21 protein-coding genes and 2 tRNA genes are annotated in these 23,307 nt (G+C 61.6%); 13 read left to right on the top strand and 10 right to left on the bottom strand.

Annotated features, from left to right (window positions below; genetic code table 11):
* Complete coding sequence (locus PXK01_RS12715) at positions 1–1,626, bottom strand: L,D-transpeptidase family protein (protein WP_274846160.1); 1,626 nt, start codon at positions 1,624–1,626, stop codon at positions 1–3.
* Positions 1,627–1,988: 362 nt separating this feature from the next.
* On the opposite strand from PXK01_RS12715, the gene PXK01_RS12710 reads away from it, so the two are divergent.
* Positions 1,989–2,558, top strand: a complete 570-nt coding sequence (locus PXK01_RS12710; RefSeq protein ID WP_274860347.1) for a YcbK family protein — start codon at positions 1,989–1,991, stop codon at positions 2,556–2,558.
* A 199-nt stretch (positions 2,559–2,757) separates the two neighbouring features.
* Here the strand turns inward: PXK01_RS12710 and PXK01_RS12705 are convergent.
* Positions 2,758–2,834: transfer RNA gene (locus PXK01_RS12705), tRNA-Arg, on the bottom strand.
* Between the two features lie 184 nt (positions 2,835–3,018).
* Here PXK01_RS12705 and PXK01_RS12700 point away from each other — a divergent pair.
* Positions 3,019–3,092 (top strand) — tRNA-Gly (locus PXK01_RS12700).
* Positions 3,093–3,214: 122 nt separating this feature from the next.
* Positions 3,215–3,697 carry an acyl-CoA thioesterase gene (locus PXK01_RS12695; protein WP_274860346.1) on the top strand — a complete coding sequence of 161 codons (483 nt, stop codon included), beginning with the start codon at positions 3,215–3,217 and terminating at the stop codon, positions 3,695–3,697.
* 9 nt (positions 3,698–3,706) lie between these two features.
* Here the strand turns inward: PXK01_RS12695 and pgl are convergent, their stop codons facing one another.
* Together pgl and zwf are read right to left on the bottom strand one after the other, a co-directional pair.
* Complete coding sequence (gene pgl, locus PXK01_RS12690) at positions 3,707–4,378, bottom strand: 6-phosphogluconolactonase (protein ID WP_274860343.1); 672 nt, start codon at positions 4,376–4,378, stop codon at positions 3,707–3,709.
* Complete coding sequence (gene zwf, locus PXK01_RS12685) at positions 4,375–5,850, bottom strand: glucose-6-phosphate dehydrogenase (protein ID WP_274846164.1); 1,476 nt, start codon at positions 5,848–5,850, stop codon at positions 4,375–4,377. Before zwf ends, pgl begins: the two co-directional genes overlap by 4 nt.
* 146 nt (positions 5,851–5,996) lie before the next feature.
* Between zwf and PXK01_RS12680 the strand changes: the two genes are divergently transcribed.
* The gene (locus PXK01_RS12680) at positions 5,997–6,950 is read left to right on the top strand and encodes a radical SAM protein (protein ID WP_274860341.1); all 954 of its coding nucleotides are present in this window, start codon (positions 5,997–5,999) and stop codon (positions 6,948–6,950) included.
* A 6-nt stretch (positions 6,951–6,956) separates the two neighbouring features.
* On the opposite strand, the gene PXK01_RS12675 is transcribed toward PXK01_RS12680, so the two are convergent.
* A complete protein-coding gene (locus PXK01_RS12675) occupies positions 6,957–7,226 on the bottom strand; it encodes an usg protein (protein ID WP_274846166.1) in 270 nt (89 codons plus the stop codon).
* A 205-nt stretch (positions 7,227–7,431) separates the two neighbouring features.
* Between PXK01_RS12675 and gyrA the strand changes: the two genes are divergently transcribed.
* Both gyrA and PXK01_RS12665 read left to right on the top strand, forming a co-directional pair.
* The gene (gene gyrA / locus PXK01_RS12670) at positions 7,432–10,149 is read left to right on the top strand and encodes a DNA gyrase subunit A (RefSeq protein ID WP_274860339.1); all 2,718 of its coding nucleotides are present in this window, start codon (positions 7,432–7,434) and stop codon (positions 10,147–10,149) included.
* A gap of 132 nt (positions 10,150–10,281) precedes the next feature.
* Positions 10,282–10,632 (top strand): DUF6614 family protein, encoded by a 351-nt coding sequence (locus tag PXK01_RS12665; RefSeq protein WP_274846168.1) that lies wholly within the window; start codon positions 10,282–10,284, stop codon positions 10,630–10,632.
* 54 nt (positions 10,633–10,686) lie between these two features.
* On the opposite strand, the gene PXK01_RS12660 is transcribed toward PXK01_RS12665, so the two are convergent.
* The 3 genes from PXK01_RS12660 to PXK01_RS12650 form a co-directional block, all read right to left on the bottom strand.
* Positions 10,687–12,156, bottom strand: a complete 1,470-nt coding sequence (locus PXK01_RS12660) for a carboxypeptidase M32 (protein ID WP_274860338.1) — start codon at positions 12,154–12,156, stop codon at positions 10,687–10,689.
* A 4-nt stretch (positions 12,157–12,160) separates the two neighbouring features.
* Positions 12,161–13,309 carry a heme A synthase gene (ctaA, locus tag PXK01_RS12655; protein ID WP_274860335.1) on the bottom strand — a complete coding sequence of 383 codons (1,149 nt, stop codon included), beginning with the start codon at positions 13,307–13,309 and terminating at the stop codon, positions 12,161–12,163.
* 70 nt (positions 13,310–13,379) lie between these two features.
* The gene (locus PXK01_RS12650; protein WP_274860334.1) at positions 13,380–14,126 is read right to left on the bottom strand and encodes an RNA methyltransferase; all 747 of its coding nucleotides are present in this window, start codon (positions 14,124–14,126) and stop codon (positions 13,380–13,382) included.
* A 178-nt stretch (positions 14,127–14,304) separates the two neighbouring features.
* Here PXK01_RS12650 and PXK01_RS12645 point away from each other — a divergent pair, with 178 nt between their 5' ends.
* From PXK01_RS12645 to PXK01_RS12630, 4 genes are all read left to right on the top strand, one after another.
* A complete protein-coding gene (locus PXK01_RS12645) occupies positions 14,305–14,937 on the top strand; it encodes a thiamine phosphate synthase (protein WP_274846172.1) in 633 nt (210 codons plus the stop codon).
* A gap of 87 nt (positions 14,938–15,024) precedes the next feature.
* Positions 15,025–15,948: a PfkB family carbohydrate kinase gene (locus tag PXK01_RS12640; protein WP_274860332.1), complete on the top strand. Its 924-nt coding sequence runs from the start codon at positions 15,025–15,027 to the stop codon at positions 15,946–15,948.
* A complete protein-coding gene (locus tag PXK01_RS12635) occupies positions 15,945–16,859 on the top strand; it encodes a pseudouridine-5'-phosphate glycosidase (RefSeq protein ID WP_274860331.1) in 915 nt (304 codons plus the stop codon). Before PXK01_RS12640 ends, PXK01_RS12635 begins: the two co-directional genes overlap by 4 nt.
* A gap of 92 nt (positions 16,860–16,951) precedes the next feature.
* On the top strand, positions 16,952–17,644 hold the full coding sequence (locus PXK01_RS12630) for a DUF502 domain-containing protein (RefSeq protein ID WP_274846175.1): 693 nt from the start codon (positions 16,952–16,954) through the stop codon (positions 17,642–17,644).
* A gap of 80 nt (positions 17,645–17,724) precedes the next feature.
* Here PXK01_RS12630 and PXK01_RS12625 read toward each other — a convergent pair whose 3' ends face one another.
* Positions 17,725–18,498, bottom strand: a complete 774-nt coding sequence (locus PXK01_RS12625) for a 3-hydroxybutyrate dehydrogenase (protein WP_274860330.1) — start codon at positions 18,496–18,498, stop codon at positions 17,725–17,727.
* 340 nt (positions 18,499–18,838) lie between these two features.
* On the opposite strand from PXK01_RS12625, the gene PXK01_RS12620 reads away from it, so the two are divergent.
* Positions 18,839–20,659: an extracellular solute-binding protein gene (locus PXK01_RS12620; RefSeq protein ID WP_274860329.1), complete on the top strand. Its 1,821-nt coding sequence runs from the start codon at positions 18,839–18,841 to the stop codon at positions 20,657–20,659.
* 156 nt (positions 20,660–20,815) lie between these two features.
* Positions 20,816–21,052, top strand: a complete 237-nt coding sequence (locus PXK01_RS12615) for a hypothetical protein (RefSeq protein WP_274846178.1) — start codon at positions 20,816–20,818, stop codon at positions 21,050–21,052.
* Positions 21,053–21,103: 51 nt separating this feature from the next.
* Here the strand turns inward: PXK01_RS12615 and PXK01_RS12610 are convergent, their stop codons facing one another.
* Positions 21,104–21,730, bottom strand: a complete 627-nt coding sequence (locus PXK01_RS12610; protein WP_274860327.1) for a helix-turn-helix domain-containing protein — start codon at positions 21,728–21,730, stop codon at positions 21,104–21,106.
* Positions 21,731–21,794: 64 nt separating this feature from the next.
* Here PXK01_RS12610 and PXK01_RS12605 point away from each other — a divergent pair, with 64 nt between their 5' ends.
* Positions 21,795–23,303 carry a class I adenylate-forming enzyme family protein gene (locus tag PXK01_RS12605; RefSeq protein WP_274860326.1) on the top strand — a complete coding sequence of 503 codons (1,509 nt, stop codon included), beginning with the start codon at positions 21,795–21,797 and terminating at the stop codon, positions 23,301–23,303.
* Positions 23,304–23,307 lie beyond the last annotated feature (4 nt).

Genomic DNA, 23,307 nt, shown 5'->3' with positions numbered 1-23,307 from the left:
TTAGCCTTGCACGCCCGGCAGGGCCACACCGGCCGCTTGCAGGGCGGCCCATACCTTGGCGTCACGTCCGTAGACGTCGCGGCGGAATTCGGCCCGTCCTTTGCCCGAGACATAAGCGGTCCGATAGATAATGTGAACAGGCACCTTCTGCTCCAGATCCACTTTGGTTTCCTTGCCGCTCTTCAGGATGCGGTGAAAGAAGGCCTTGGGGTCCTCGGTCTGACGGGCCAGTAGCGCATAGGCGAATTCGAAGGGTTGCGCCAGACGGATGCAGCCGTGGGAGTAGGCGCGCACCTCACGGGCGAAGAGGTTCTTATGCGGCGTGTCGTGCAGGTAAATGTTGTGCTTGTTGGGGAACATGAACTTCACCAAGCCCAGGGCATTGCGGCTGCTTGGCGGTTGCCGCATCGCAAAGGGAAAGCTGCGCGCGGTATATTGGGTGAAATCCGCCGCGCTGCGATCCACCACCCGGCCCCGGCTGTCGGTGATCTGGATGTGGCTGACCGCATTCGGATTGTTCTTCAGTTTCGGCAGATATTCCTTGGTGATGATCGAACGCGGCACGTGCCAGCTGGGATTGATGACCATATGTTCCATAATATCGGAGAACTCAGGCGATCTGCGGTCGTGCTGGTTCTTGCCGATGACCGAACGGGTTTCAAACGTGACATCGCCGCGATCGATGATCTTGGCGGTGAAATCGGTCTGGTTCACAAGGATATGGCGATCGCCCCGCTCAGGGGTGAGCCAGCGTTCCCGCTCCATCGCCACGATCACCGACTTAAGCCGCGCAGACGCAGGGACGTTGATCTCGGCGATGGTGCCCTTGCCGGCCACGCCATCGGCTTCCAGCCCGTGATCGGATTGGAAGCGCTGAACCGCTTGCTGGATCGAGGTGTCGTAGTCTGCCGTGGCGCTGCGCTCTAGATAGCCCATGGTCATTAGGCGATTGCGCAGGGCGACCACTCTGGGGCCGCTGTCACCGGGTTCCAGCTTGGCGCTTGGCACGGTTTCGCCCCAACCACCGCTGGCGACCAGCTGTTCCAGACGCAGCTTCTCGCGCATCAGGGCGCGATACTGCGATGATGCCGGAACCAATGCCCGCATATAGGCCATCGGCTGGGTGTCACGGATGCCTGTCAGATAGTCCACCGCGTCGGTCTGGTGCTTCTTGCGCACGATCCCGTCGTCGATCGACTGCGGGTTCAGAAGGCCGGTCTGCAGATCCGTCGCATACTCGACAAAGGCGCGGCTCAGGGCCGCCTCGACCTCGCCCAGATCGCGTACGGTGCGGGCATTGCGCATCTGCTCAATCAGCCCGGTCGCCAGCGACGAACGGTCCGGCAACCCGTGGGCCGAGGCCTCCTCCAAGGCGCGCAACAAGGCAGCGCGGCGCAGCTGGGAGGCCTGATCGCTGCCGGTCCAGATCGGCTCATAGCCGTTTTCACGGTAGAACTGCGCAACCGCGTCATTGGCCGAGGCATGGGCGGCAACCGCCTGCTTGAAGGCTGTCACCTTGGCGGTGGCAGGGGTGGGGGTCAGGGCCAGACCGGCACCGCACAGGGCCAGCGCCAGGACGCTGGAGCGCAGGGCCGACGGAAGGTTCTGATAAAAAGCAGCTTTCATCTGTTCAATATTCCCCCAAAAAACGCTGGATACTCATGGTGACCTACACGACGTGAAATTCTGGTAAAAAATCCCGCCGCGCCTGTCTATTCACATTTCGTAAACCATTAACTGAGACCCTATTTGTGGTGCTTCCAGGCCTCATGACCAGAGCAAAGCACGGGTTTCGGCGGGGAAAACAGAGAGCAACGTCCCCTTTTGCGCAAAAAATTGCCGAAAAACCGATGCAAAATGAGACTGGACCAATCGAATCTTGGATCGTGATTCCCCGTGTGGCATATCTCCCGCGTGTTGGAAAACACGGCCAGCCCGTAACATCGGGCATAGGCAGGCTAATAATCGTTCGGGATGGCGACTAAAAAATGGCAGAACTACAAAATGCGGGGCTTACCCGTCGGGCACTTCTAGGCGCATTCGCGGCAACCGCCGTCACTGCGGCGCCAACCTTCTCCAATGCAGCAGGATTCCTTCGGGGCGGTGGCGATATCCGCCGCATTCGGATGTATTCAGGTCGGACCGGTGAGCGGATCGACATGGTCTATTGGATCGAGGGAAAGTACATCAAGGACGCAGTGCGCGAGGTGAACCACTTCATGCGCGACTGGCGGACGGATGATGTGAAAGAGATCGATCTGCGCACCATCGATATCATGGCGGCCGCGCATAACCTGCTGGATGTCAGTGAACCCTATATGCTGTTGTCCGGCTATCGCAGCCCCAAGACCAATGCCATGCTGCGCAGCCGCTCGCGCGGTGTAGCGAAGAATTCCCTGCATATGCGGGGCCAGGCTGCCGATCTGCGGCTGGCGTCGCGTTCCGTTTCGCAGATGGCCAAGGCGGCCATGGCCTGCCGTGCAGGCGGGGTTGGTAAATACTACCGCTCCAACTTCGTGCACATGGATTGTGGCGTCGTGCGCGACTGGAACGGTTGAGCCCAGCTCCACCCCAATCCTTAATCAGACTTCCATTTGCAGACGGCGCCTTTTCAGGCGTCGTTTTTGATTTCGGGGCATCGTTTCCAGCACCACCTGCCAGCGCTCGCAGCTTCACAGCCATGCCGAACCCTTGGGCCGAACCCATGGAATGTCAGGCCCTTGGCGGGATCTTTGACGCGCTTGGATATGTGGGAAATGGCGCACCTGAGAGGATTCGAACCTCTGGCCTCTGCCTTCGGAGGGCAGCGCTCTATCCAGCTGAGCTACAGGTGCCTGTCTGCCCGGCGGTATACCTGCGGCGCACAGGCGCTGCAATGACAAAGTTGCATCGGCCTCCGTTTCAATCTGCTCCACCAGGGCAGAGCCCCGCGCGCCGCAATTCCGCCCCGCCCCGCACGCGATATCACGCGAAATCGGCTTGCGGCGCTTGGGGGGCAATGCTAACCAGCATTTGCAGGCGGGTGTAGCTCAATGGTAGAGCAGCAGCTTCCCAAGCTGACGACGAGGGTTCGATTCCCTTCACCCGCTCCAGGCCGCCCCGACATCCCCTGAACTTTGAAAAGTCACCGCCTGCCGTGCCGCGCCCCGGGTAGAATTGTCACCTTGCCGAAATTCATATTGAAATAGCCGCGGGGCATGGCTACTCCGGCAGCATGACCCTAAGATATCTCACGCCGCTGCCCCCTGAAGAGCAACTGGCAGCCGGGCTGTCAGCCCCCTGCCCGCTTGCCGTGGCGGATCGGGTGCGGTTTTCCGAGCTGGACATGCTGCGCCATGTGAACAACAAGGCCTATCTTGGCTGGTTTGAAACCACACGCGTCACCTATTTTGAACAGTTCTGCCTGTCGCACTTTGCAGGGATGCCCGAGCCACGCACCGTTATGCGCAATGCAAACGTGCATTATGTCAAAGAGATGCTTCAGGACGAAAGCTATGTCACCACGGCGCGGGTGATCTCGTTCCGGCGCACCTCCTATGTGATGGAACAGCTGATCTACTCCGGCGATCTGCGCGCGCGGCTGGAGGCGGTCATGGTCCTGCGCACGCCCGATGGCAGCCAGGGCTATCCGATCCCCGACAGCCTGCTGCAGCAATTCCGGGATCTGGACGGGGCCGAAGACCTGAGCCGGGATTGAGCGCGCCGGTCAGGGCGCCCAATGCACCTCGGCACCGCTGAGAACGGCCTGTATCGGCGCCTCTTCCGGCGGCAGCGACAAGGCGCGCTCCAGCGCCTCTCTCTTGGCAGCGCCAAAGATCACCAGATGCTTGCAGAGCGCCCCGTTCAGAGCCGCTGCTGTGAGGCTGACGCGGGCCTCGGGCTGGCTTTCGGGGCGCAGCACCGCCAGGGGCGTCGCATCCCGGGCCAGGGCCGCCTCCAGCCCGGCAACACCGGGAAACAGAGAGGCGGTGTGCATGTCCTCTCCCATGCCCAAAAGCACAACGGAGAGAGGGAGTTCCGGGATGATCAGCGCCTCGGCTTCCGCCAACACCTCTTCCGGGGGACGGCCCGGCACGTAGAACGGCAGGAACCGGGCCGCGGCGGCTGGCCCGGTCAACAGACGGTTCCGGATCAGCCGCGCATTGGAGCGGTCACTGTCCGAGGGCACCCAGCGTTCATCGCTGGCCATCACATGCACGCGGTCCCAATCCAAAGCGGCGGCGCAGAGATCGTCGAAAATCGGCCCCGGCGTGGTCCCGCCCGCCACCGCCAGCGAGGCGCTGTCGTGATGTAATAGATGCGTCTCCAGATCCTCGGCGATGCGTTTTGCAACATCGATGGCAAGAATCTCCTGATCGGGATAGTCGATGATATTCATGGGTTTATCCCTCTCCATTCACGTCGATCGCGGCGCATCAGCAGATCTGCGTCGCCGGGGCCCGTGCTGCCGGTGTCATAGGGTTTGGGAACGTCACCCCGCGCCTGCCAGCCCGCGATGATCGGATCCGTCCAGGCCCAGGCGGCGGTGACCTCATCGCCGCGCATGAACAGGGTCTGGTTGCCACGGATCATATCGGTGATCAGGCGCTCATAGGCATCGGGCGGGTTCTGGCCGTCGGCGCCAAGCGCGGTGGCAAAGCTCATGTCCAGTGGCACATCGATCAACCGCATGCCGCCGGGACCGGGCTCCTTGATGGTCACGCTGAGGGTGATGCCCTCATTGGGTTGCAGGCGGATTTTCAGGTGGTTGGCATGGCGTCCGGCGGACTCTCCGAAAATCGAATGGGGCGCATCCTTGAACAACACATTGATCACCGAGGACCGCGCGGCCAGCCGTTTCCCGGTGCGCAGGTAAAAGGGGGTGCCCGCCCACCGCCAGTTGCTGATATGGGCCTTGAAGGCGATGTAACTTTCGGTGGTAGAGCGCGGATTTCCAACGGTTTCCCGGTAATTGGTGTCCGCCCTGTCATCCCCTGGCGCCTTTGAGTATTGACCGCGCACGATATGATGTGGCTCCAGCGGCTCCAGCGCGCGGATCACCTTCAGCTTTTCGTCGCGCACCGCGTCCGGATCGAATTTGGCGGGCGGCTCCATAGCAATCAGGCACAGAAGCTGCATCAGGTGGTTCTGCATCATGTCCCGCATCGCACCGGCGCGGTCGTAATAATCTTCACGCCCGGCCACGCCGACGGTTTCTGCGACGGTGATCTGGATGTGATCCACGTATTGGCTGTTCCACAGCGGTTCGAACAACATGTTACCGAAGCGGATCGCCATCAGGTTCTGCACCGTCTCCTTGCCCAGGTAATGATCGATCCGGAATATCTGGTTTTCTGAGAAATAGCCCGCCAGCGTCGCGTTCAGTGCCCGCGCCGAGGCCAGATCATGACCAAAGGGTTTTTCCACCACGATCCGGCTTTCCGCGTCTGACAGCCCGTGGGCCTGCAGGCGCTCGGCCAGGGGGCCGAACAGAGAGGGTGCAACGGAAAAGTAGAACACCCGGATCGGTTTTTCTGACCGCGCCTTGATCTGCCCCGCCAGATACTCCCAGCCGCGATCCTCATTTGCATCGAGCGACACATAGCTGACGCGGCTCAGGAAGTCGGGCATGGCACTGGCATCCGGGCCATGGTCGGTCAGCGTGCTGGTGATCGCCTCGGCCACGAAGGCGCGATAGTCGTCATCGCTCATGTCACTGCGGGCGGCACCGATGATACGGGCGTCATCCGGGAAGTGACCGCCGCAGAACCGGCGATAAAGAGCCGGGAGAATCTTCCGCTGGGCCAGATCGCCGGTGCCGCCAAAGATCACCAGATCGAAAGGGTCGACCGGAATCACACGAGGGGACATGACCTGTTCCAATTTCCTGTGCCAAGCGGCTGATCATGCGGGAATTTCATCTTCACATCCACGTCAATATGACCACTGGCGGCTTTCACTTTTGCGGCAGTATAGGCTAGCCTTTGGTGAAAGGAACGGCCCATAAGGACATTCACGTGAAAGATCTGCCTCAGCCCGCTGCCAATCTAGGCAAATTTCAAGACAGTCTGGTGACGGCCGACGGTAGTGACCGGGCCACTGTGGCGTTGAGCCGACCCGAAACCCTGTGGTTCAACACCGGTACCCTTTGCAACATTGAATGTGCGAATTGCTATATCCTCAGCTCTCCCCGCAATGATGCGCTGGTCTATCTGAGCACCAAAGAGGTGGAACCCTATCTGGACCAGATCGAGGCCCAAGGCTGGCCGATCCGGGAAATCGGCTTCACCGGCGGTGAGCCCTTCATGAACCCTGATATGTGCGCGATGACCGAGGCTGCCCTTCTGCGCGGCTATGAGGTCTTGATCCTCACCAACGCCATGCGCCCGATGATGCGCAAATCCGTGCGGCGCGATCTGTTGCGGCTGAACCAGGCCTTTCCCGGCAAGATGACCCTACGCGTGTCGCTGGATCACCACACTGGCCCGATTCACGATGCAGAGCGCGGAGCGGGCAGTTTCGCCAAGACGCTGGAGGGCATGGGCTGGCTGCGCGACAATGGGTTTCAGATGGCGGTTGCCGGCCGGATCACCTTTGCCGAAAGCGAGGCCGAGGCGCGCAGCGGTTTTGCCGATCTCTTTGCCGCGCATGGGTTTGCGGTGGATGCGGCAAACCCCGGTCAGACTGTGCTGTTTCCGGAAATGGATGAAAGCGTCGAAGTGCCTGAAATCACCACCGCGTGCTGGGGGATCCTGAACAAATCCCCGGATGATGTCATGTGCGCCTCCTCGCGCATGGTGGTAAAGCGCAAAGGGGCCGCTGGGCCCGTGGTTCTGGCCTGCACCCTGTTGCCCTATGCGCCCGAGTTCGAACTGGGTGCGACATTGGCTGCAGCCGAGCGCCCGGTGGCCCTGAACCACCCTCATTGCGCCAAGTTCTGCGTCCTTGGCGGGGCAAGCTGTTCGGCTTAACCCCCTTCAGTGAATGCGAAATTCACCGGTCACATGGCGCCATTCCCCCGCGCTGATCATCTTGCGATGGGTAAAGCGGACCGAATGCAGCGGTCCGTCTATTTCCCGGTGCCAGAATTCGATGAATTTGAACATGCGATCATGGTCGGGTGCCAGATCGTAGTCCTGCCAGATAAAGGTGTTCAGAACATGCGGATGGTCTGGCATGTGATAGCAGAATTCCGCGGTGGTGAGCCCGTAGCCCTTGAGCATGAGTTCGGTTTCACGCGTCTCCATCTGTGGCCTCCTTTGTGAAGCCCCCCAACAGGAATCCTAGGCCGACAAAGGTTAACAGTCCCCAAAGGCGGAGGCAGCGGCATGGCGCGGGCTCACCTTGCTTGCGCCCCACATGGGGTGTCTGATAGGGTGTCCTGACACAAGACAGACCCCTACCACAGAACGGGCAGCAAACGTGAGCGATACGCCGGAAACTCCTGAAAATATGGATGAAACCCCACCGTCAAAGCCAGCCTACGATGGCCCGACGGTATCCATCGAATCCGAGATGCGCACCTCCTATCTGGACTATGCCATGTCGGTCATCGTCAGCCGGGCCATTCCGGACCTGCGCGACGGTCTGAAACCGGTCCATCGGCGCATCCTCTACGCGATGCACGAGACTGGAAATACTCACGAAAAGGCCTATCGCAAGTCGGCCCGTCCGGTGGGCGATGTCATGGGTAAATACCACCCCCATGGGGACAGCGCGATCTATGACGCTCTTGTGCGCATGGCACAGGATTTCTCCATGTCTCTGCCGCTGCTCGATGGCCAGGGCAACTTCGGCTCCATGGATGGCGATAACCCCGCTGCCATGCGCTACACCGAGGTGCGCATGGACAAGCCGGCCGCCTTCATGCTCTCAGATATCGACAAGGAAACCGTCGATTTCCAGGACAACTACGATGGCAAGGACCAGGAACCGACGGTGCTGCCAGCCCGGTTCCCGAACATGCTGGTCAATGGCGCCGGCGGTATCGCCGTGGGCATGGCGACCAATATCCCGCCGCATAACTTGGGCGAAGTGATCGATGCGACGCTCGCGCTGATCGAGGAACCGGATCTCACCAGCGAACAGCTGATCGACTATGTGCCGGGGCCGGACTTTCCCACCGGCGGTGTGATGCTGGGCCGCTCTGGCGCGCGCAAGGCCTATCTGGAGGGGCGCGGCAGCGTCATCATCCGCGCCAAGACCCGCGTGGAGGAGATCAGGAAAGACCGCTATGCCATTGTCGTGGATGAGATTCCCTATCAGGTGAACAAGGCCTCGATGATCGAGAAGATCGCCGAACAGGTACGCGACAAGAAGATCGAAGGCGTGGCCCATGTGCAGGATGAATCGGACCGTAACGGGGTGCGTGTCGTTGTCGAGCTGAAGCGCGACGCCACCGCCGAGGTGGTGCTGAACCAGCTGTATCGCTTCACGCCGATGCAGACGCATTTTGGCTGCAACATGCTGGCGCTGAATGGCGGCCGCCCCGAACAGCTGACCCTGCGCCGGTTCCTGACCTCCTTCATCGACTTCCGCGAAGATGTGGTGGCGCGCCGTACCGCCTACCTTTTGCGCAAGGCGCGCGAGCGCAGCCATATCCTCTGCGGTCTGGCGGTTGCCGTGTCCAACGTGGATGAAATCGTTGCCACCATCCGCTCGTCAGCAGATGCGGCAGAGGCCCGCGAAAAGCTGATGACGCGGCGCTGGCCCGCGATGGAGATTGCCGATTACATCCGCCTGATCGACGATCCGACCCACACGATGAACGAGGACGGCACCTATAACCTGTCGGAAACCCAGGCCCGCGCGATCCTTGAACTGCGCCTGCAGCGCCTGACCCAGATCGGCGTCAAGGAAGTCACCGACGAACTTGAAGATCTGGCAGCCAAGATCAAGGAATACCTGGAAATTCTTGGTTCTCGTGAACGTATCATGGGCATCATCGCAGATGAACTGCGCGAGGTCCGCGACAATTTCGCCGTGCCGCGCCGGACCGAGATCGTCGACTGGTCCGGTGACATGGATGACGAGGACCTGATCGAACGCGAGGACATGGTGGTGACCGTGACCTCGGGCGGCTACATCAAGCGCACGCCGCTGGCCGATTTCCGCGCCCAGAAACGCGGTGGCAAGGGGCTCTCGGGCATGCAGACCAAGGAAGAGGATGTGGTCACCACCCTCTTTGTGGCCAATACCCATACGCAGCTCTTGTTCTTCACCACCGATGGCATGGTCTACAAGCTGAAGACCTGGCGCCTGCCACAGGGGGGGCGTACCTCCAAGGGCAAGGCGATCGTCAATATCCTGCCGATCCCCACGGGCGTGTCGATTGCCGCCATCATGCCGGTGGACCGGGACGAGGATGAATGGGCCGACCTGCAGATCATGTTCGCGACCTCTGCTGGAACGGTGCGTCGTAACCGCCTGTCGGACTTCACGAATGTGATGCGAAACGGAAAGATCGCGATGAAGTTCGAGGACGACAACGCCGACACCAAGCTGATCAACGCCCGGATCTGTTCCGAGGATGACGATATCATGCTGGTCACCAATACGGGCCGCGCGATCCGCTTCCCATCGACCGAGGTGCGCGTCTTCAACAGCCGCAATTCGGTTGGGGTGCGCGGCATCAAGCTGAACGAGGGCGACGAGGTCGTCTCGATGTCGGTGATCCGCCATTCGAAATACACGCCGGAACAGCGCACCGCCTATCTCAAGATGCGCCGCGCCATGGCCGGGATTGCCGATGATGCCGAGGCGTCGGATGAGGATGTGGTGGCGGATCCCAACTTCTCGACCGAGCTTTATGCCGAGATGTCGGCGTCCGAGAACCTGATCCTGACCATCACCAAGGGCGGCCAGGGCAAGCTCAGCTCCAGCCATGATTACCCGGTACGTGGGCGCGGTGGCATGGGTGTCACCGCCATGGACAAGGGTATGCGCGGCGGTGAACTGGTGGCCTCCTTCCCGGTTGAACTGGAAGATCAGATCATGCTGGCGACCTCCAAGGGGCAGTCGATCCGGGTGCCAGTCGAAGGCATTTCCTTCCGCTCCCGCTCGGCAGGTGGCGTGCGCGTCTTCAACACCGGCAAGGGCGAAGAGGTGGTTTCGGTCGCCTGGATTGCCGACAGCGGCGACGAGGAAGAAGGCGAGGCCAGCGAAGGCTGATCTGGCTCTGTTCCGTGAACGAAACTCAGGAAATGCCGTCCCAAACCGGGGCGGCATTTCTCTTTACCAAAGACTAAACAATTTCCCCTAGGCTCCTGCGCAAACGATTGTCTTTACGGGAGGGAGCGCCCGATGAACCTTTATCATTGCTATATCGACCTGCAGCACGAGGCCAAGGCCCTGGCGTTTTCAAGCGCGGTGGACCAGTGGATGTCATATCTGAAGGAGCGCAAGGTGATCAAAGGCTGGCGCCTGCTGCGCCGCAAGCTGAACCTTGCCAGCGACTCCTGCCGGGATTTCCTGCTGGAGATCGAATTCGAGAATATGACCCAGCTGGATCAAGCCTTTCGCGTGCTTGGCGAAAAGGACGAAGAGATCGAGAAGCTATATGCCAACGTCTCGGCGCTGGTGGCCCATTCGGATTTCGGGCTGTACCGCCCCTTCCCCGATCCGGAACGCGCCGAACGCATGGCGCTGATCTGAGCGGATCGCAATCGGAACAGGAACAAGGCCGGGCGGTATGCCCGGCCTTTTCCGTTACAGGTCGTAGAGGTCAGCGAACTTCCGGTCCAGATAGGCCAAAAGCGGCGCATGATCCGGAGCCATGCCGGCGGCCTGTGCAATCGTGTCGCGCGGGCTGCGCAAACCGCCGTGCTGTTGCAGGTTTTCGCCCAGCCATCCGGTAGCCGCCGAGGTGTCACCCCGGGCAAGCTGGTCATCCAGATCCGGCACATCCCGACGCAGCGCTTCGTGCAGGCAGCCGGCATAGACATTGCCCAGGGAATAGGTCGGGAAATAGCCAAACAGGCCCACGGACCAATGCACGTCCTGAAGGCAGCCGTTGGAGGGCTTGTCCACCGCATAGCCGAAGTCCGCCTTGAAACGATCATTCCAGGCCGCCTCCAGGTCAGAGACCTCCAGATCGCCTTGCATCAATGCCCGTTCCAGATCGAAACGCAGCATCACGTGCAGGTTATATTGCAGCTCGTCCGCTTCGGTCCGGATGTATCCGTTGTGAACCTTGTTCACCGCCGCGTAGAAGGCATCGGCATCGGCAATCCCGAAATCACCAAAGCTGTCTTTCATCTGCTCGAACAGCCAGCCGGTGAAGGCACGGCTGCGGCCCAGCTGGTTCTCATAGATCCGGCTTTGGCTTTCATGCACCCCCATCGACACGCCCCGGCCCAGTGGCGTCAGCAGGTAATCGCGGCTGATGTTCTGCTCATAGGCGGCGTGGCCGACCTCGTGGATGGTGGAGTAGAAGCAGTTGAAGGGGTCGCTTTCGCTGGTGCGCGTGGTGATCCGCACGTCCAACCCCGAGCCAGAGCTGAACGGGTGCACCGCCTTGTCCACGCGCCCATGCGCCATGTCATAGCCAAAGGCGCGCGCCAGTTTGCGGGCCAGTTTCATCTGCTTGGATTCGTCAAAGCTGCCGTCCAACCCCTTGGGCGCCGGACGGTCGAGAACGCGGGCGCGCAGATCAACCAGCGCCGGGCGCATCGCGTCAAAGATCGCGGCAATCTCGGCCGCAGTCGTTCCATGCTCGTAATCGGCGACCAGCGCGTCATAGAGATCCCCCCCGGCTGCCAGCGCCTGGCCCTCTTGCCGCTTCAGGGCAACGACCTCTTCCAGGACCGGAACAAAGGCGGCGACGTCTTCATCGGCGCGGGCCTGTGCCCATTTTCCTTGCGCTTCAGAGGTGACCTGCGCCAGTTTCTTGGCCAGATCGGCCGGAACCTTCACGGCGCGCTCATAGCTGCGGCGGATTTCCCGCAGGTGCGCTGCACCGACCTCGTCCGGGGCTTCGGCGGCCTCCAGCCAGGCTCCGACTTCGGGCGCACTGCGGCGGGCGTGCAGAACCGCCTCAAGCGCGGCCATCTCGGCACCGCGCTGGCTGGTGGCGCCGCGCGGCATCACGGTTTCCTGATCCCAGCCCAGGCGGCCGGAAATCAGCCCCAGCGCCTGGGTGTCGCGCTCATAGGCCATCAATTGATCGAATGCGGTCATGGGCTCAAACGTCCTTGATCGAGGTTGCAATGGGATAGGCCGCCAGGAAGCGCGCCCGCAGGATCAACACCCAGAGGATCACAGCCATGACCTGGTGCAGGATCGCCGCCTGCCAGGGGGCGGCGTAGATCACGGTAACGATGCCCAGAAGGATCTGCACCGACAGGGCTGCAAAGACCGCATTGAAGGCAAACCGGGTGTGGCCATGGGCGCTCTTGCGGCCCCGCAGCCAGACAACCACGCCAAAGGCAAACAGGAGATAGCCGCAGATCCGGTGGATAAACTGTACAAGGCCCGGATTTTCAAAGAAGTTCTTCCAGAACGGCTCGATCATAAACGGGTTCGGCGGGATCACTTGCCCGCCCATCAAGGGCCAGTCGGTGTAAGAGCGGCCGGCATCGATGCCTGCCACCAGCGCGCCCAGCAGGATTTGCAGCCCTGCAAAATGCAACAGCCCGGTCGAGAGACCAAAAAGCTTGGCCTCCTTGGCGCGGCGGGCCTGCATCAGCTCGCGCTCTTCCCGCGCCAGCAGGAAGGCATACCAGGCGATATAGCCCAGGATCACAAAGGCCAGCCCCAGGTGGGTGGCCAGCCGGTAGGAGGCAACCGTCGTCACGCCCTCGCCCTGGGTCACGCCCGAGGCCACCATCCACCAGCCAATCGCGCCCTGAACACCGCCAAGGGCGCCGGGCAGGATCAGGCGCCCGGTCCAGCCCGTGGGGATCTTGCGCGCCAGAAGGAAGCCGAAGAAACCGCTGGCCCAGACCAGGCCAATCACCCGGCCCAGCTGGCGATGCCCCCATTCCCACCAGTAGATCTGTTTGAAATCAGGCAGGTCCATCCACTGGTTGTGCAGCCGCCACTGGTCGATCTGCTTGTATTTCTCGAATTCCGCCTGCCAGTCGGCCTCGCTCAGCGGCGGAATGGCACCGGTCACCGGGCGCCATTCGGTGATCGACAGGCCGGAATCCGTAAGCCGGGTCAGCCCGCCCACGGCAATCATCGCCATCACAAGCACAAAGAGCAGCATCAACCAGAGCCGGATCGCCCGGCGTGCACCGCCCCTGCCCCGGTCGATTGCACCCGGCTGCGCGGCCTGTTGTACCGGCTGCGCTTCACTCACCTCTTCGAAGATATTGCGCTTGCTGCTCATGCTCGTCTCTCTTGGTTGCGGGTCTCGCTTGCGGGCGAGATATAGATCATCGCAAGGCCCCGGTCAGGGGTCATTCGCCATTTTTCTTCCAGCGGACCATCTGCCGCATGATCCCGTGCAGCATCTGTACATCGGCCCGGGTCAGGCGCATGCGGCTAAAGAGGTTGCGGAACACGACCTTCATGCCCGGTGCCTTTTCCGGCGGGAAGAAATAGCCGGCCTCATTCAGGCGCTCTTCATAGTGTTTCACCAGCGCCTCGACTTCCACGCCCGTGGCCCAGTCGGATTTGCCGATTTCAAAGTTTTCATGCTGGATCTCATCGGCCTGACGGCGCCATTCATAAGCGGTCAATAGCACACATTGCCCAAGGTTCAGCGAGGGGAACTCGGGGTTCACTGGCACCGTGATGATGGCATTGGCCTTGGCGATATCGTCATTCTCAAGGCCCGCCCGCTCGGGGCCGAACATCACCGCCACCTTTTCGCCGCTCCGGATTTTCTCCAGCGCCAATTTCATCGCTGCTTCAGGGCTGTAGACGGGTTTGGTGAGCTCACGCGGCCGCGCCGTGGTGGCAAAGACAAAGGAGCAATCCTCAAGCGCGCCGGGCACATCGGGTGCCAGCTGCGCCTCATCCAGCAGCCTGCCCGCGCCCGAGGCCATGGCCACCGATTTCGGGTTCGGCCAGCCATCGCGCGGCGCCACGATCCGCATCCGGTCCAGGCCGAAATTCCACATGGCGCGGGCGGCGGCACCGATGTTTTCCCCCATCTGCGGGCGGACCAGAACAAAGGCGGGCTGAGGGGTCTCGCTGGGCATGTCTTTCTCCGTTGCGCCCCGGGGGCAATTTTAGGCGATTTTCCCTGCTCTAATGGCAGGGCGCGGGAACGGCAAGGCTTGCCAGGGCGGCAACGAAAGCGCCGCCTGCATGCCGGATCCTTGCGTCCGGCGTAAGATGCGTTAAACACCTGCCATGAAAGAACAGGAGCGCCCCGTCATGGATACCGCCGCGGATACAGTAGAAACACCTCAGATCTATCTGATTTCGCCGCCAAGTTTTGAGCTGGGCCGGTTCCCCGATCAATTGGCGAAAGTGCTCGACAGCGTCGAGATCGCCTGTGTGCGCCTCGATATGGCCAGCCGTGATGAAGATACGCTCAGCCGTGCCGGGGATGCCCTGCGTGAGGTGTGCCATGCCCGCGACGTGGCCATCGTGATCTCGGATCATCAGATCCTGGCGGAACGCTTGGGTCTGGACGGTGTGCACCTGAGCGATGCCTCGAAATCGGTGCGCAGCGCCCGCAAGGCACTTGGCGCAGACGCCATCGTCGGCAGTTTCTGCGGTGCCTCGCGCCATGACGGCATGTCGGCCGGTGAGGCCGGCGCCGATTACGTCAGCTTTGGCCCGGTGGGCACCTCCGGCCTGGGCGATGGCGCCCAGCCCGAGCTGGACCTGTTCCAGTGGTGGTCCGAGATGATCGAGGTGCCGGTGGTGGCCGAGGGCGGCCTGACCGAAGAGCTGATCACCCGCTTCGCCCCCTTTACCGATTTCTTCGGCATCGGGGACGAGATCTGGCGCAGCGACGATCCCGCCGCAACCCTCCAATCCTTTCTCAAGGCGATGGGCTAAGAGCCCAGCCGGCAAAGGTTTGTCCTCTTTGGTAAAAGGCGCGTGATACCGCTTGCGAGGGGCGGCAAAAGGCGGCAAGACGAAGGAATGACGTCACATTCTTCTTCACAGCCCCTGCAGCAAGACCCGGCGCAGGTGCTCTGTATCGGGTCGGTTCTCTGGGACATCATCGGCCGGTGCCCCGCAGAGATGCCCCATGGCGCCGACAGGCCGGGGCGGATCACCCGGTTGCCCGGCGGTGTTGCGATGAATATCGCCATGACCCTGGCGCGCTTTGGGATGAAGCCGGTGCTGCTGAGCGCGGTTGGGCAAGACGCCGAAGGCGCAGAACTGATTGCGGCCTGTGGCCACCTGGGCCTTGAAACCGGTTACCTCTATCGCTCGGAGGACTTGCCCACCGATCGTTATATGGCGGTCGAGGGCGCCAACGGGTTGATCGCCGCCATTGCCGATGCCCACTCGCTGGAGGCGGCAGGCGCCAAGATCCTGAACCCACTGTTTGATGGCACACTGGGCTCAGAGGCCGCACCCTATGGCGGGCCGATTGCGCTGGATGGCAACCTGACCCTGTCGCTGCTGGATGACATTGCCATCAGCCCGGCCTTTGCCGCCGCCGATCTGCGGGTGGCTCCGGCCTCTCCCGGCAAGGCAGAGCGGTTGCGTCCCTTTCTGGTCCATGGCCGGGGCACACTGTATGTCAACCTCGAGGAGGCCGGTCTCCTGTGCCAGGACCGCTTCACCGATAGCGAGAGTGCCGCGCGGGCCCTGCTGGATCGCGGCGCCGCGCGGGTGCTGGTGACCGATGGCAGCAGCGCTGCAACCAAGGCAGACAAAGACCAAGTTCACACGCTTGAGCCCCCAAAGGTCCGTGTCGCGCGCATCACCGGTGCGGGCGATACCTTCATGGCCGCCCATATCGCCGCCGAGGCCCGCGGCGAGGCGGCCGATACGGCCCTTGCCTCTGCCCTGGCAGCGGCTGCCAGCTACGTTTCAGGAGAACCCCCGCTGTGATCCCCATTCGCTATTCCACCGAAGTTGCTGAAGCCAAGGCAGAAGGCAAGCCGCTGGTGGCGCTCGAAAGCACCATCATCACCCATGGCATGCCCTACCCGCAGAACGTCAATACCGCAGGTGAGGTCGAACAGGAGATCCGCGATGCGGGGGCTGTCCCGGCCACTATGGCGATCCTCAATGGGACTCTGCATGTAGGGCTAGAGCAGGATGAGCTGCAGGAGCTGGGACAGGCGAACGGTGTTGCCAAGGTTTCGCGCGCCGATATGGCGGCCTGTATCGCCACCGGCGGCACCGGTGCAACAACCGTGGCGGCCACGATGATCGCGGCGCGGCTTGCAGGGATTGAGGTGTTTGCCACCGGCGGCATTGGCGGTGTTCACAGGGGAGCCGAGACCAGCTTTGATATCTCCGCCGATCTGCTGGAACTGGCACAGACCCCGGTCACCGTGGTGGCGGCCGGTGCAAAGGCGATCCTGGACATCCCCAAAACCCTGGAAGTTCTGGAAACACAAGGGGTTCCGGTGATTGCCTACGGTCAGGATGCCTTTCCCGCCTTTTGGTCCTCGCAATCCGATCTCGCAGCACCGCTGCGCATGGACAGCGCCTGCGATATCGCGCGCGCCCATGCCCTGCGCAGGGCAATGGAGCTGCCGGGCGGTCAGCTGATCGCGAACCCCATCCCGACCGAGGCAGAGATCCCGGCAGAGGAGCTGACCCCCGTGATCGCGCAGTCCCAGGCAGAGGCCGATGCAGAAGGCATTTCCGGCAAGGCCGTCACCCCCTTCCTGTTGCAGCGGATATTTGAACTGACCGAAGGACGGTCGCTGGTCGCCAATATCGCATTGGTCCGCAACAATGCCCGCCTTGCGGCAAAGATCGCACAGGAATTGAACGCAATTGCGCCCTGATCCCGGTTTTGCCAAGCAAGCCCATTGCTCTGCCGGACAACAGTGCCTAGGTTCCCGGCAACCTTCCCTGCGACTGCGCCAAGAAAACAAAAATGACCACGCCCTTTGACCACGAACCCCAACGCAAACCCGGGCTATTTGCACGGCTGCGCTCGTCTTTTCTGACCGGTATCGTGGTGATCGCCCCGGTGGGGCTGACGCTCTGGCTGCTCTGGACCGTTATGGGCTGGATCGATGGCGTGGTTCTGCCGCTGGTGCCCCACAACCTGCGTCCCGAGCAATATATCGGGATCAACCTGCGCGGCGTCGGGCTGATCTTCTTTTTGCTGTTCACCATCGCGGTCGGCTGGATCGCCAAGGGGATTATCGGGCGGTCGCTGATCGGGTTTGCCGAGAACCTGGTCAACCGGATGCCTGTGGTGCGGTCGATTTATTCCGGCATCAAGCAGATCTCGGAAACCGTATTCGCCCAGGCCGAAAGCAGCTTTGACCAGGCTTGCCTGATCGAATACCCGCGCCGCGGCATTTGGGCGATCGGATTCGTCTCCACCAAGGCGAAGGGTGAAATCGCCAAGCGGGCACAGACCTCCGGCGGGCTGATGAGCGTCTTCATCCCGACCACCCCCAACCCGACCTCGGGCTTTCTGCTGTTCGTGCCGGAAGAGGATGTGACCATGCTGGACATGTCGGTGGAGGACGCCGCCAAGCTGGTGATCTCCGCCGGGCTGGTCTACCCAAACCCCAAGGATCCGAGCCAGCCGCCAGCAGACAAGCAGGCCGGGTAACAGGCCTCAAGGTCCAAGGGATAAAACGAAAGGCGGACCTGAGTAAGATCCGCCTTTGTTGATCTGTCGGAAGCTATCTGTCAGAGCGCAGTCCAGCCGCCATCCACGCTGATTGTGGTTCCGGTGATCTGTGCCGCCGCATCGGAGCACAGGAACACCGCGGTGCCCCCCAGCTGTTCGACAGTGGCAAACTCGCGCGAGGGCTGGCGCTCCAGCATCACCTTCTTGATCACCTCTTCCCGGCCCATGTTGTATTTCTCCATGGTGTCGGGGATCTGTGCCTCCACCAGCGGGGTCAGCACATAGCCGGGGCAGATCGCATTGGCGGTGATTGGCTCTTCCGCGGTTTCCAGCGCCACCGTCTTGGTCATGCCGACAATACCGTGTTTCGCCGCCACATAGGCCGATTTATAGGGCGAGGCGGTCAGGCCATGGGCCGAGGCGATATTGACCACCCGGCCCCATCCGGCGGCGCGCATCAGCGGCAGCGCCGCTGCGGTTGTGTGAAAGGCGGAACTAAGATTGATCGCGATGATCGCATCCCATTTGTCCAGCGGGAACTGGTCGATCGGGGCGACATGCTGGATCCCGGCGTTATTGACCAGGATATCGCAGCGGCCCGCCTGCTCGATCAGGGCGCGGCAGTCGGCGCCTTTGGACATGTCGGCCTTGATATATCGCGCCGAGACGGAAAACTCGTCGGAGATCTGAGCCGCTAGCGCATGATCCTCATCCCGATCCGTAAAGGAGTTCAGGACCACATCCGCACCGGCCTTGGCCAGTTCGCGTGCAACGCCAAGGCCAATGCCGGAATTGGATCCGGTCACAACAGCCGTCTTACCCTTTAGTGTCATGCTAGATAGTCCTTCGAACAGAGTGTGTTTGCGTGCCATTTTGCCATGGGGGCATCCGGAAGAAAACGCGTAGGACTACTGAGTTGCGCCTGAGAGTTCACAACTCTATGGGAGGGATTTTCCGCCAGCCGCAATCCTGGGAAAAGGCAGAAAAAAACGCCCGCACAAGGCGGGCGTTAAGTTATTGAGGCAGGTTTCATACAGGCAAGAAACCTATCGAGCAGTAACTCTCTTATACGCAATTTCTGGCTTCCCTCCAAGCTAAAAGTTTGAAATGAGGAAGATGAGGCTTTAGCGTTAAGCCTCAGCAAAATAAGGGTAGAATGGGATTGTTGCCAAAGTGAGTTCTGATTATTTCCCTGCCGTTCGCGCCCTCACATTTGGAATCGCCCTGTCACTCGGGGCGGTATCTGCATCTGCAGAATCATCCCATGCCATTGCAATGTATGGAAAACCTGCCCTGGATCCGGGGTTTTCAGCGCTCCCTTACGTTAACCAAGATGCGCCCAAAGGCGGGCGGTTAGTGGTCGGCAATACCGGCGGCTTCGATACCCTGAACCCCTTTGCGCAGAAAGGCACGCCGCCCTGGCAGCTTCGGTCCTGGGCCTATGAAAGCCTGATGGGCCGCTCCTGGGATGAACCCTTTACCTTGTATGGGTTACTGGCCGAATCAGTTGTAGTTCCTGACGATCGCTCTTGGGTGGAATTCACCCTGCGCCCCGAGGCCCGGTTTTCGGATGGCAGCCCGGTCACGGTCGAGGATGTGATCTGGTCCTATCAGACCCTGGGCACCGAGGGCCACCTGAGGTATCGCGGTTTCTGGTCAAAGGTTAACACAATCGAGCAAACCGGCCCGCGCAGCCTGCGCCTCAGCTTCAATGTCGCCGACCGCGAGTTGGCGCTGATCGCGGGGCTGAGACCCATCCTGAAGAAAGCGCAGTGGCAGGGGAAGGACTTTGCCGCATCGGGCCTGAGCGAAGCCCCCATCGGCACGGGCGCCTATGTGGTGAGCGATTTCGAGGCCGGGCGCCATGTCACCCTGACCCGCAATCCCGATTACTGGGGCCGCGATCTGCCGCTTCGGCGCGGCACCCGGAATTTCGACGAGCTGCGGATCGATTTCTTTGGCGATGAAACCGTCCTGTTCGAGGCCTTCAAGGCCGGGGAGCTGAGCGCCTATCGGGAGTTCAACCCGGACAAATGGGCCAACGCCTATGACTTTCCCGCCGTAACGCGCGGGGATATCACCAAAAGCGAGATCCCCCATCACCGCCCATCGGGCATGACCGGTCTGGCCATGAACACCCGCCGGGAACCGCTGGATGATTGGCGCGTGCGCGAGGCGCTGCTCCTGGCCTTCAACTTCGAATATATCAATGGCACCGTCACCGGCGGCGTGCAGCCCCGGATCACCTCCTATTTCTCCAACTCCGACCTGGGCCTGCGGCCGGGGCCAGCCACGGGACAGGTGCGGCAACTGCTTGCCCCCTTTGCCGATCAGCTCTTGCCCGGCACCCTCGAGGGATACGAGCTGCCCCAAAGCGACGGCACCAGCCGCAACCGCAAGAACCTGCGGCGCGCGGTGAAGCTGCTGGCAGAGGCCGGGTGGGAGGTCCGCGAAGGCGTGCTGAAAAACCAGGATGGTGAGCCTCTGGTGCTGTCGGTGCTGCTGCGCCAGGGCGATGCGGAAATGAAGACTGTGGTAGAAATCTATGCCCGCGCCCTGGAGCGGCTTGGGATCACACTTTCACCGGAACTTGTTGATAATGCGCAATATGTGGCGCGCCAATCCGAATTCGATTTTGATCTTACGCGCCTGCGCCGTGACCTGTCCCTGAGCCCCGGAAACGAACAGCGTCTGTATTGGGGCCGCGCTGGCGTTGATCAGCCGGGCAGCCGCAACCTGATGGGCATCGACAGCCCGGCGGTCGACGCGATGATCGACCACATGCTGTCGGCAGAAACCACAGAGGCGTTCACTGCCGCCGTGCGCGCCCTTGACCGGATCCTGACGGCAGGCCGCTATGTGATCCCGATCTGGCAGTATGACAAGGGCCGCATCGCGCATCTCTCCGAGCTTCACCACCCTGAAACCCTGCCGATCTACGGCGACCGTACCGAGTTTTTCCCGGACGTCTGGTGGTACCAGCCCAACAAGTAGCGCCCAGACTCCGCCGGAAATGGCTCCTGAACCTAGGGGGCATCATGGCGCGTGAAGGCGCCGGCGATTTGACGCCTCTAACAGAAATGTTTTCTTTTTTTCCACATTTGCTACCATGGGGCGGTAATTGGGTGTTTGTTCACGTGGGAGAGACACATGTCGGAGCTGTTCGCCTCTGCCAGCTGGGCTGTCCGCTTTCCCCGTGCAAAACAGCGGTTTCCCTATCTGCAGCGTCGCCTGGCGCCCTGCCCGGTGCGGGACAAGGACGGCTTCATCGCCTATCTGGCGCAATCCCATCACCTGACCCTGACCGAGGCCCGCGAAGAGGCCGATGATTTCCTGTTCTGGGAGAGCCTGCACGAAGAGCTGGAACTGGAACTCGACAACATCTGACCGCCGGATCACGGCTGTCGATGTTGTGGAAAATACATCCCTTATAATAATTTAGACAAGAGAGGTCACCCAAAGGATGGTGGCATCCTCGGGGCTGACCGAGATCACATTATGCCCCATGGCGGCGTCATAATAGGCGCTGTCTCCCCGGCGCATTTCCACCGGTTCGTAGAACTCCGTATAGAGCATGATGACACCGGTCAGCACATAGAGGAATTCCTCGCCATCATGGCGCACCCAGCCGTCGAATTCTTCCATCGAGCGGGCACGTACACGGGCGCGATAGGGTAGCATCTGCTTGCGGGTCAGCCCCTCGGCCAGCAATTCGTGTTCATAGGTGGCCGTCGCCTGGGCGGAGCCTTCGCCGGATTTGGTCACGGTCATGCGGCCGTTGACCTGCTCGCGCTGCGGCGGCGTGAACAGCTGCGGCACCGAGATTTCCAACCCCACCGCCAGCTTTTTCAACGCCTCATAGGTGGGCGACATCTGGCCGTTTTCGATCTTGGACAGGGTCGAGCGCGCCAGCCCGGCCTGATTGGCCGCATGTTCCAGCGTCCAATCGCGGGCCTTGCGCAATTCGCGCACACGTGCGCCCAGGTCCAGAGGTTCGGCCTCTGGGCTGTCTCCGCCAGAACGGGCGATGGTAATCAGGGTTTTGGGGTCGCGTCCGGTTGTCATTCCGCCTCTATAGGACGCAGGACTGCCGCTTGCAACGCGCCACGTCCCGCTATAGCCACGCCCTATGATCTCGATATTTGACAAAGGCGCCTTTGCGCCCTGCCCCGCCCCCTTCAACCTGGCCGCCCATGTGTTGCGCCCCGCCGTCGATCACCCCGGCAAGATCGCCTTGGAGGTGCTTGGGCAAACCGCGTCCCAGATCTGGAGCTACGCCGATCTGGAGGCCGCCGTGCGCGGAACCGGCACGGGCCTGCTGGAGGCTGGCCTGCAGCCCGGCGATATCGTGCTGATGCGTCTTGGCAATACGGTCGACTTTCCCATCGCCTATCTTGGTGCCATCGCAGCCGGGATCACCCCCGTTCCCACCTCATCGCAGCTGACACCGCCGGAAATCGCCAAGATGGTCGCGGAACTGGATGTTGCAGCCGTGTTGCGCGATCCCGCCGTGGCCTCGACCGAACACCCCAAGGAGATCCCCCTGGAGGATTTGACGGCGATGCGCAGCCTGCCGCCCTGTGACTATCAGATGGGCGACCCGGAGCGGCTGGCCTACGTGGTCTATACCTCCGGCACCAGTGGCAAGCCACGCGCCGTGGCCCATGCCCACCGGGCGATCTGGGCGCGGCAAATGATGATCCGCGACTGGTACGACCTGAGTGAAACCGACCGGCTGCTGCATGCGGGTGCCTTCAACTGGACCTTCACCCTAGGCACCGGGCTGATGGATCCCTGGGCCATGGGCGCCACCGCCCTGATCCCCGAGCCGGAGACAGACCCCACTGCGATCCCGGCCTTGCTGCGCCAGTATCAGGCGACGATTTTCGCCGCTGCACCAGGAGTTTATCGCAAGATCCTCAGCCAAAATGGCGATCTGAGCATTCCAAGCCTGCGTCATGGGCTATGCGCCGGCGAGAAACTGTCGCAGCACCTCTCCGAGCAGTGGCGCCAGCGCAGCGAAACCGCACTTTATGAAGCCTATGGCATGTCGGAATGCTCCACCTTCATTTCCTCCTCCCCGGCCCATCCCGCGCGCGGCGATGCCCTGGGCCAGCCGCAGCCCGGGCGCCGGGTCGCCATCCTTGGCCCCGATGGCCCGGTGCCGCAGGGTACCGAAGGCACCATTGCCGTTCACCGCAGCGATCCAGGCCTCATGCTGGGCTATCTGAACGCGCCGGAAGAGACCGAGGCGCGCATGCAGGGAGAGTGGTTCCTGACCGGCGATCAAGGCGCCATGGCCGTTGATGGCCAGGTGACCTATCTGGGCCGGGCCGATGACATGATGAACGCGGGCGGGTTCCGGGTGTCTCCCATCGAGGTGGAAACGGTCCTGGCCACCCATCCGGATATTGCCCAGGTGGGCGTGGCCTCGGTCGAGGTGAAGGCGGATACCCATATTATCGTCGCCTTCTACACTGGCGCTCACGTTATCGCGACCGAGGTGCTTATGGACTTTGCCTCCTCCCGGCTTGCCCGGTACAAGCAACCGCGTGCCTATGTGCATCTGGACGCCCTGCCCACGGGCGCCAACGGCAAACTTCTGCGCCGCGCCCTGCCCGCCTATTTCGAAGGATAACCGC

Origin of the sequence: Phaeobacter sp. PT47_59, assembly GCF_028890025.1 — a bacterium.
GTDB lineage: Bacteria > Pseudomonadota > Alphaproteobacteria > Rhodobacterales > Rhodobacteraceae > Phycobacter.
The sequence above is the reverse complement of the archived record's forward strand: the minus strand, read 5'-3'. Positions and strand labels throughout refer to the sequence as shown.

Coding starts and splice junctions, on each gene's coding strand:
- PXK01_RS12675 (WP_274846166.1), bottom strand. CDS start 7,226: ATGGAGACGCGTGAAACCGAACTCATGCTCAAGGGCTACGGGCTCACC.
- PXK01_RS12710 (WP_274860347.1), top strand. CDS start 1,989: ATGGCAGAACTACAAAATGCGGGGCTTACCCGTCGGGCACTTCTAGGC.
- PXK01_RS12630 (WP_274846175.1), top strand. CDS start 16,952: ATGACCACGCCCTTTGACCACGAACCCCAACGCAAACCCGGGCTATTT.
- pgl (WP_274860343.1), bottom strand. CDS start 4,378: ATGAATATCATCGACTATCCCGATCAGGAGATTCTTGCCATCGATGTT.
- PXK01_RS12650 (WP_274860334.1), bottom strand. CDS start 14,126: ATGCCCAGCGAGACCCCTCAGCCCGCCTTTGTTCTGGTCCGCCCGCAG.
- PXK01_RS12645 (WP_274846172.1), top strand. CDS start 14,305: ATGGATACCGCCGCGGATACAGTAGAAACACCTCAGATCTATCTGATT.
- PXK01_RS12715 (WP_274846160.1), bottom strand. CDS start 1,626: ATGAAAGCTGCTTTTTATCAGAACCTTCCGTCGGCCCTGCGCTCCAGC.
- PXK01_RS12665 (WP_274846168.1), top strand. CDS start 10,282: ATGAACCTTTATCATTGCTATATCGACCTGCAGCACGAGGCCAAGGCC.
- PXK01_RS12605 (WP_274860326.1), top strand. CDS start 21,795: ATGATCTCGATATTTGACAAAGGCGCCTTTGCGCCCTGCCCCGCCCCC.
- PXK01_RS12610 (WP_274860327.1), bottom strand. CDS start 21,730: ATGACAACCGGACGCGACCCCAAAACCCTGATTACCATCGCCCGTTCT.
- PXK01_RS12625 (WP_274860330.1), bottom strand. CDS start 18,498: ATGACACTAAAGGGTAAGACGGCTGTTGTGACCGGATCCAATTCCGGC.
- PXK01_RS12615 (WP_274846178.1), top strand. CDS start 20,816: ATGTCGGAGCTGTTCGCCTCTGCCAGCTGGGCTGTCCGCTTTCCCCGT.
- PXK01_RS12695 (WP_274860346.1), top strand. CDS start 3,215: ATGACCCTAAGATATCTCACGCCGCTGCCCCCTGAAGAGCAACTGGCA.
- ctaA (WP_274860335.1), bottom strand. CDS start 13,309: ATGAGCAGCAAGCGCAATATCTTCGAAGAGGTGAGTGAAGCGCAGCCG.
- gyrA (WP_274860339.1), top strand. CDS start 7,432: ATGGATGAAACCCCACCGTCAAAGCCAGCCTACGATGGCCCGACGGTA.
- zwf (WP_274846164.1), bottom strand. CDS start 5,850: ATGTCCCCTCGTGTGATTCCGGTCGACCCTTTCGATCTGGTGATCTTT.
- PXK01_RS12640 (WP_274860332.1), top strand. CDS start 15,025: ATGACGTCACATTCTTCTTCACAGCCCCTGCAGCAAGACCCGGCGCAG.
- PXK01_RS12660 (WP_274860338.1), bottom strand. CDS start 12,156: ATGACCGCATTCGATCAATTGATGGCCTATGAGCGCGACACCCAGGCG.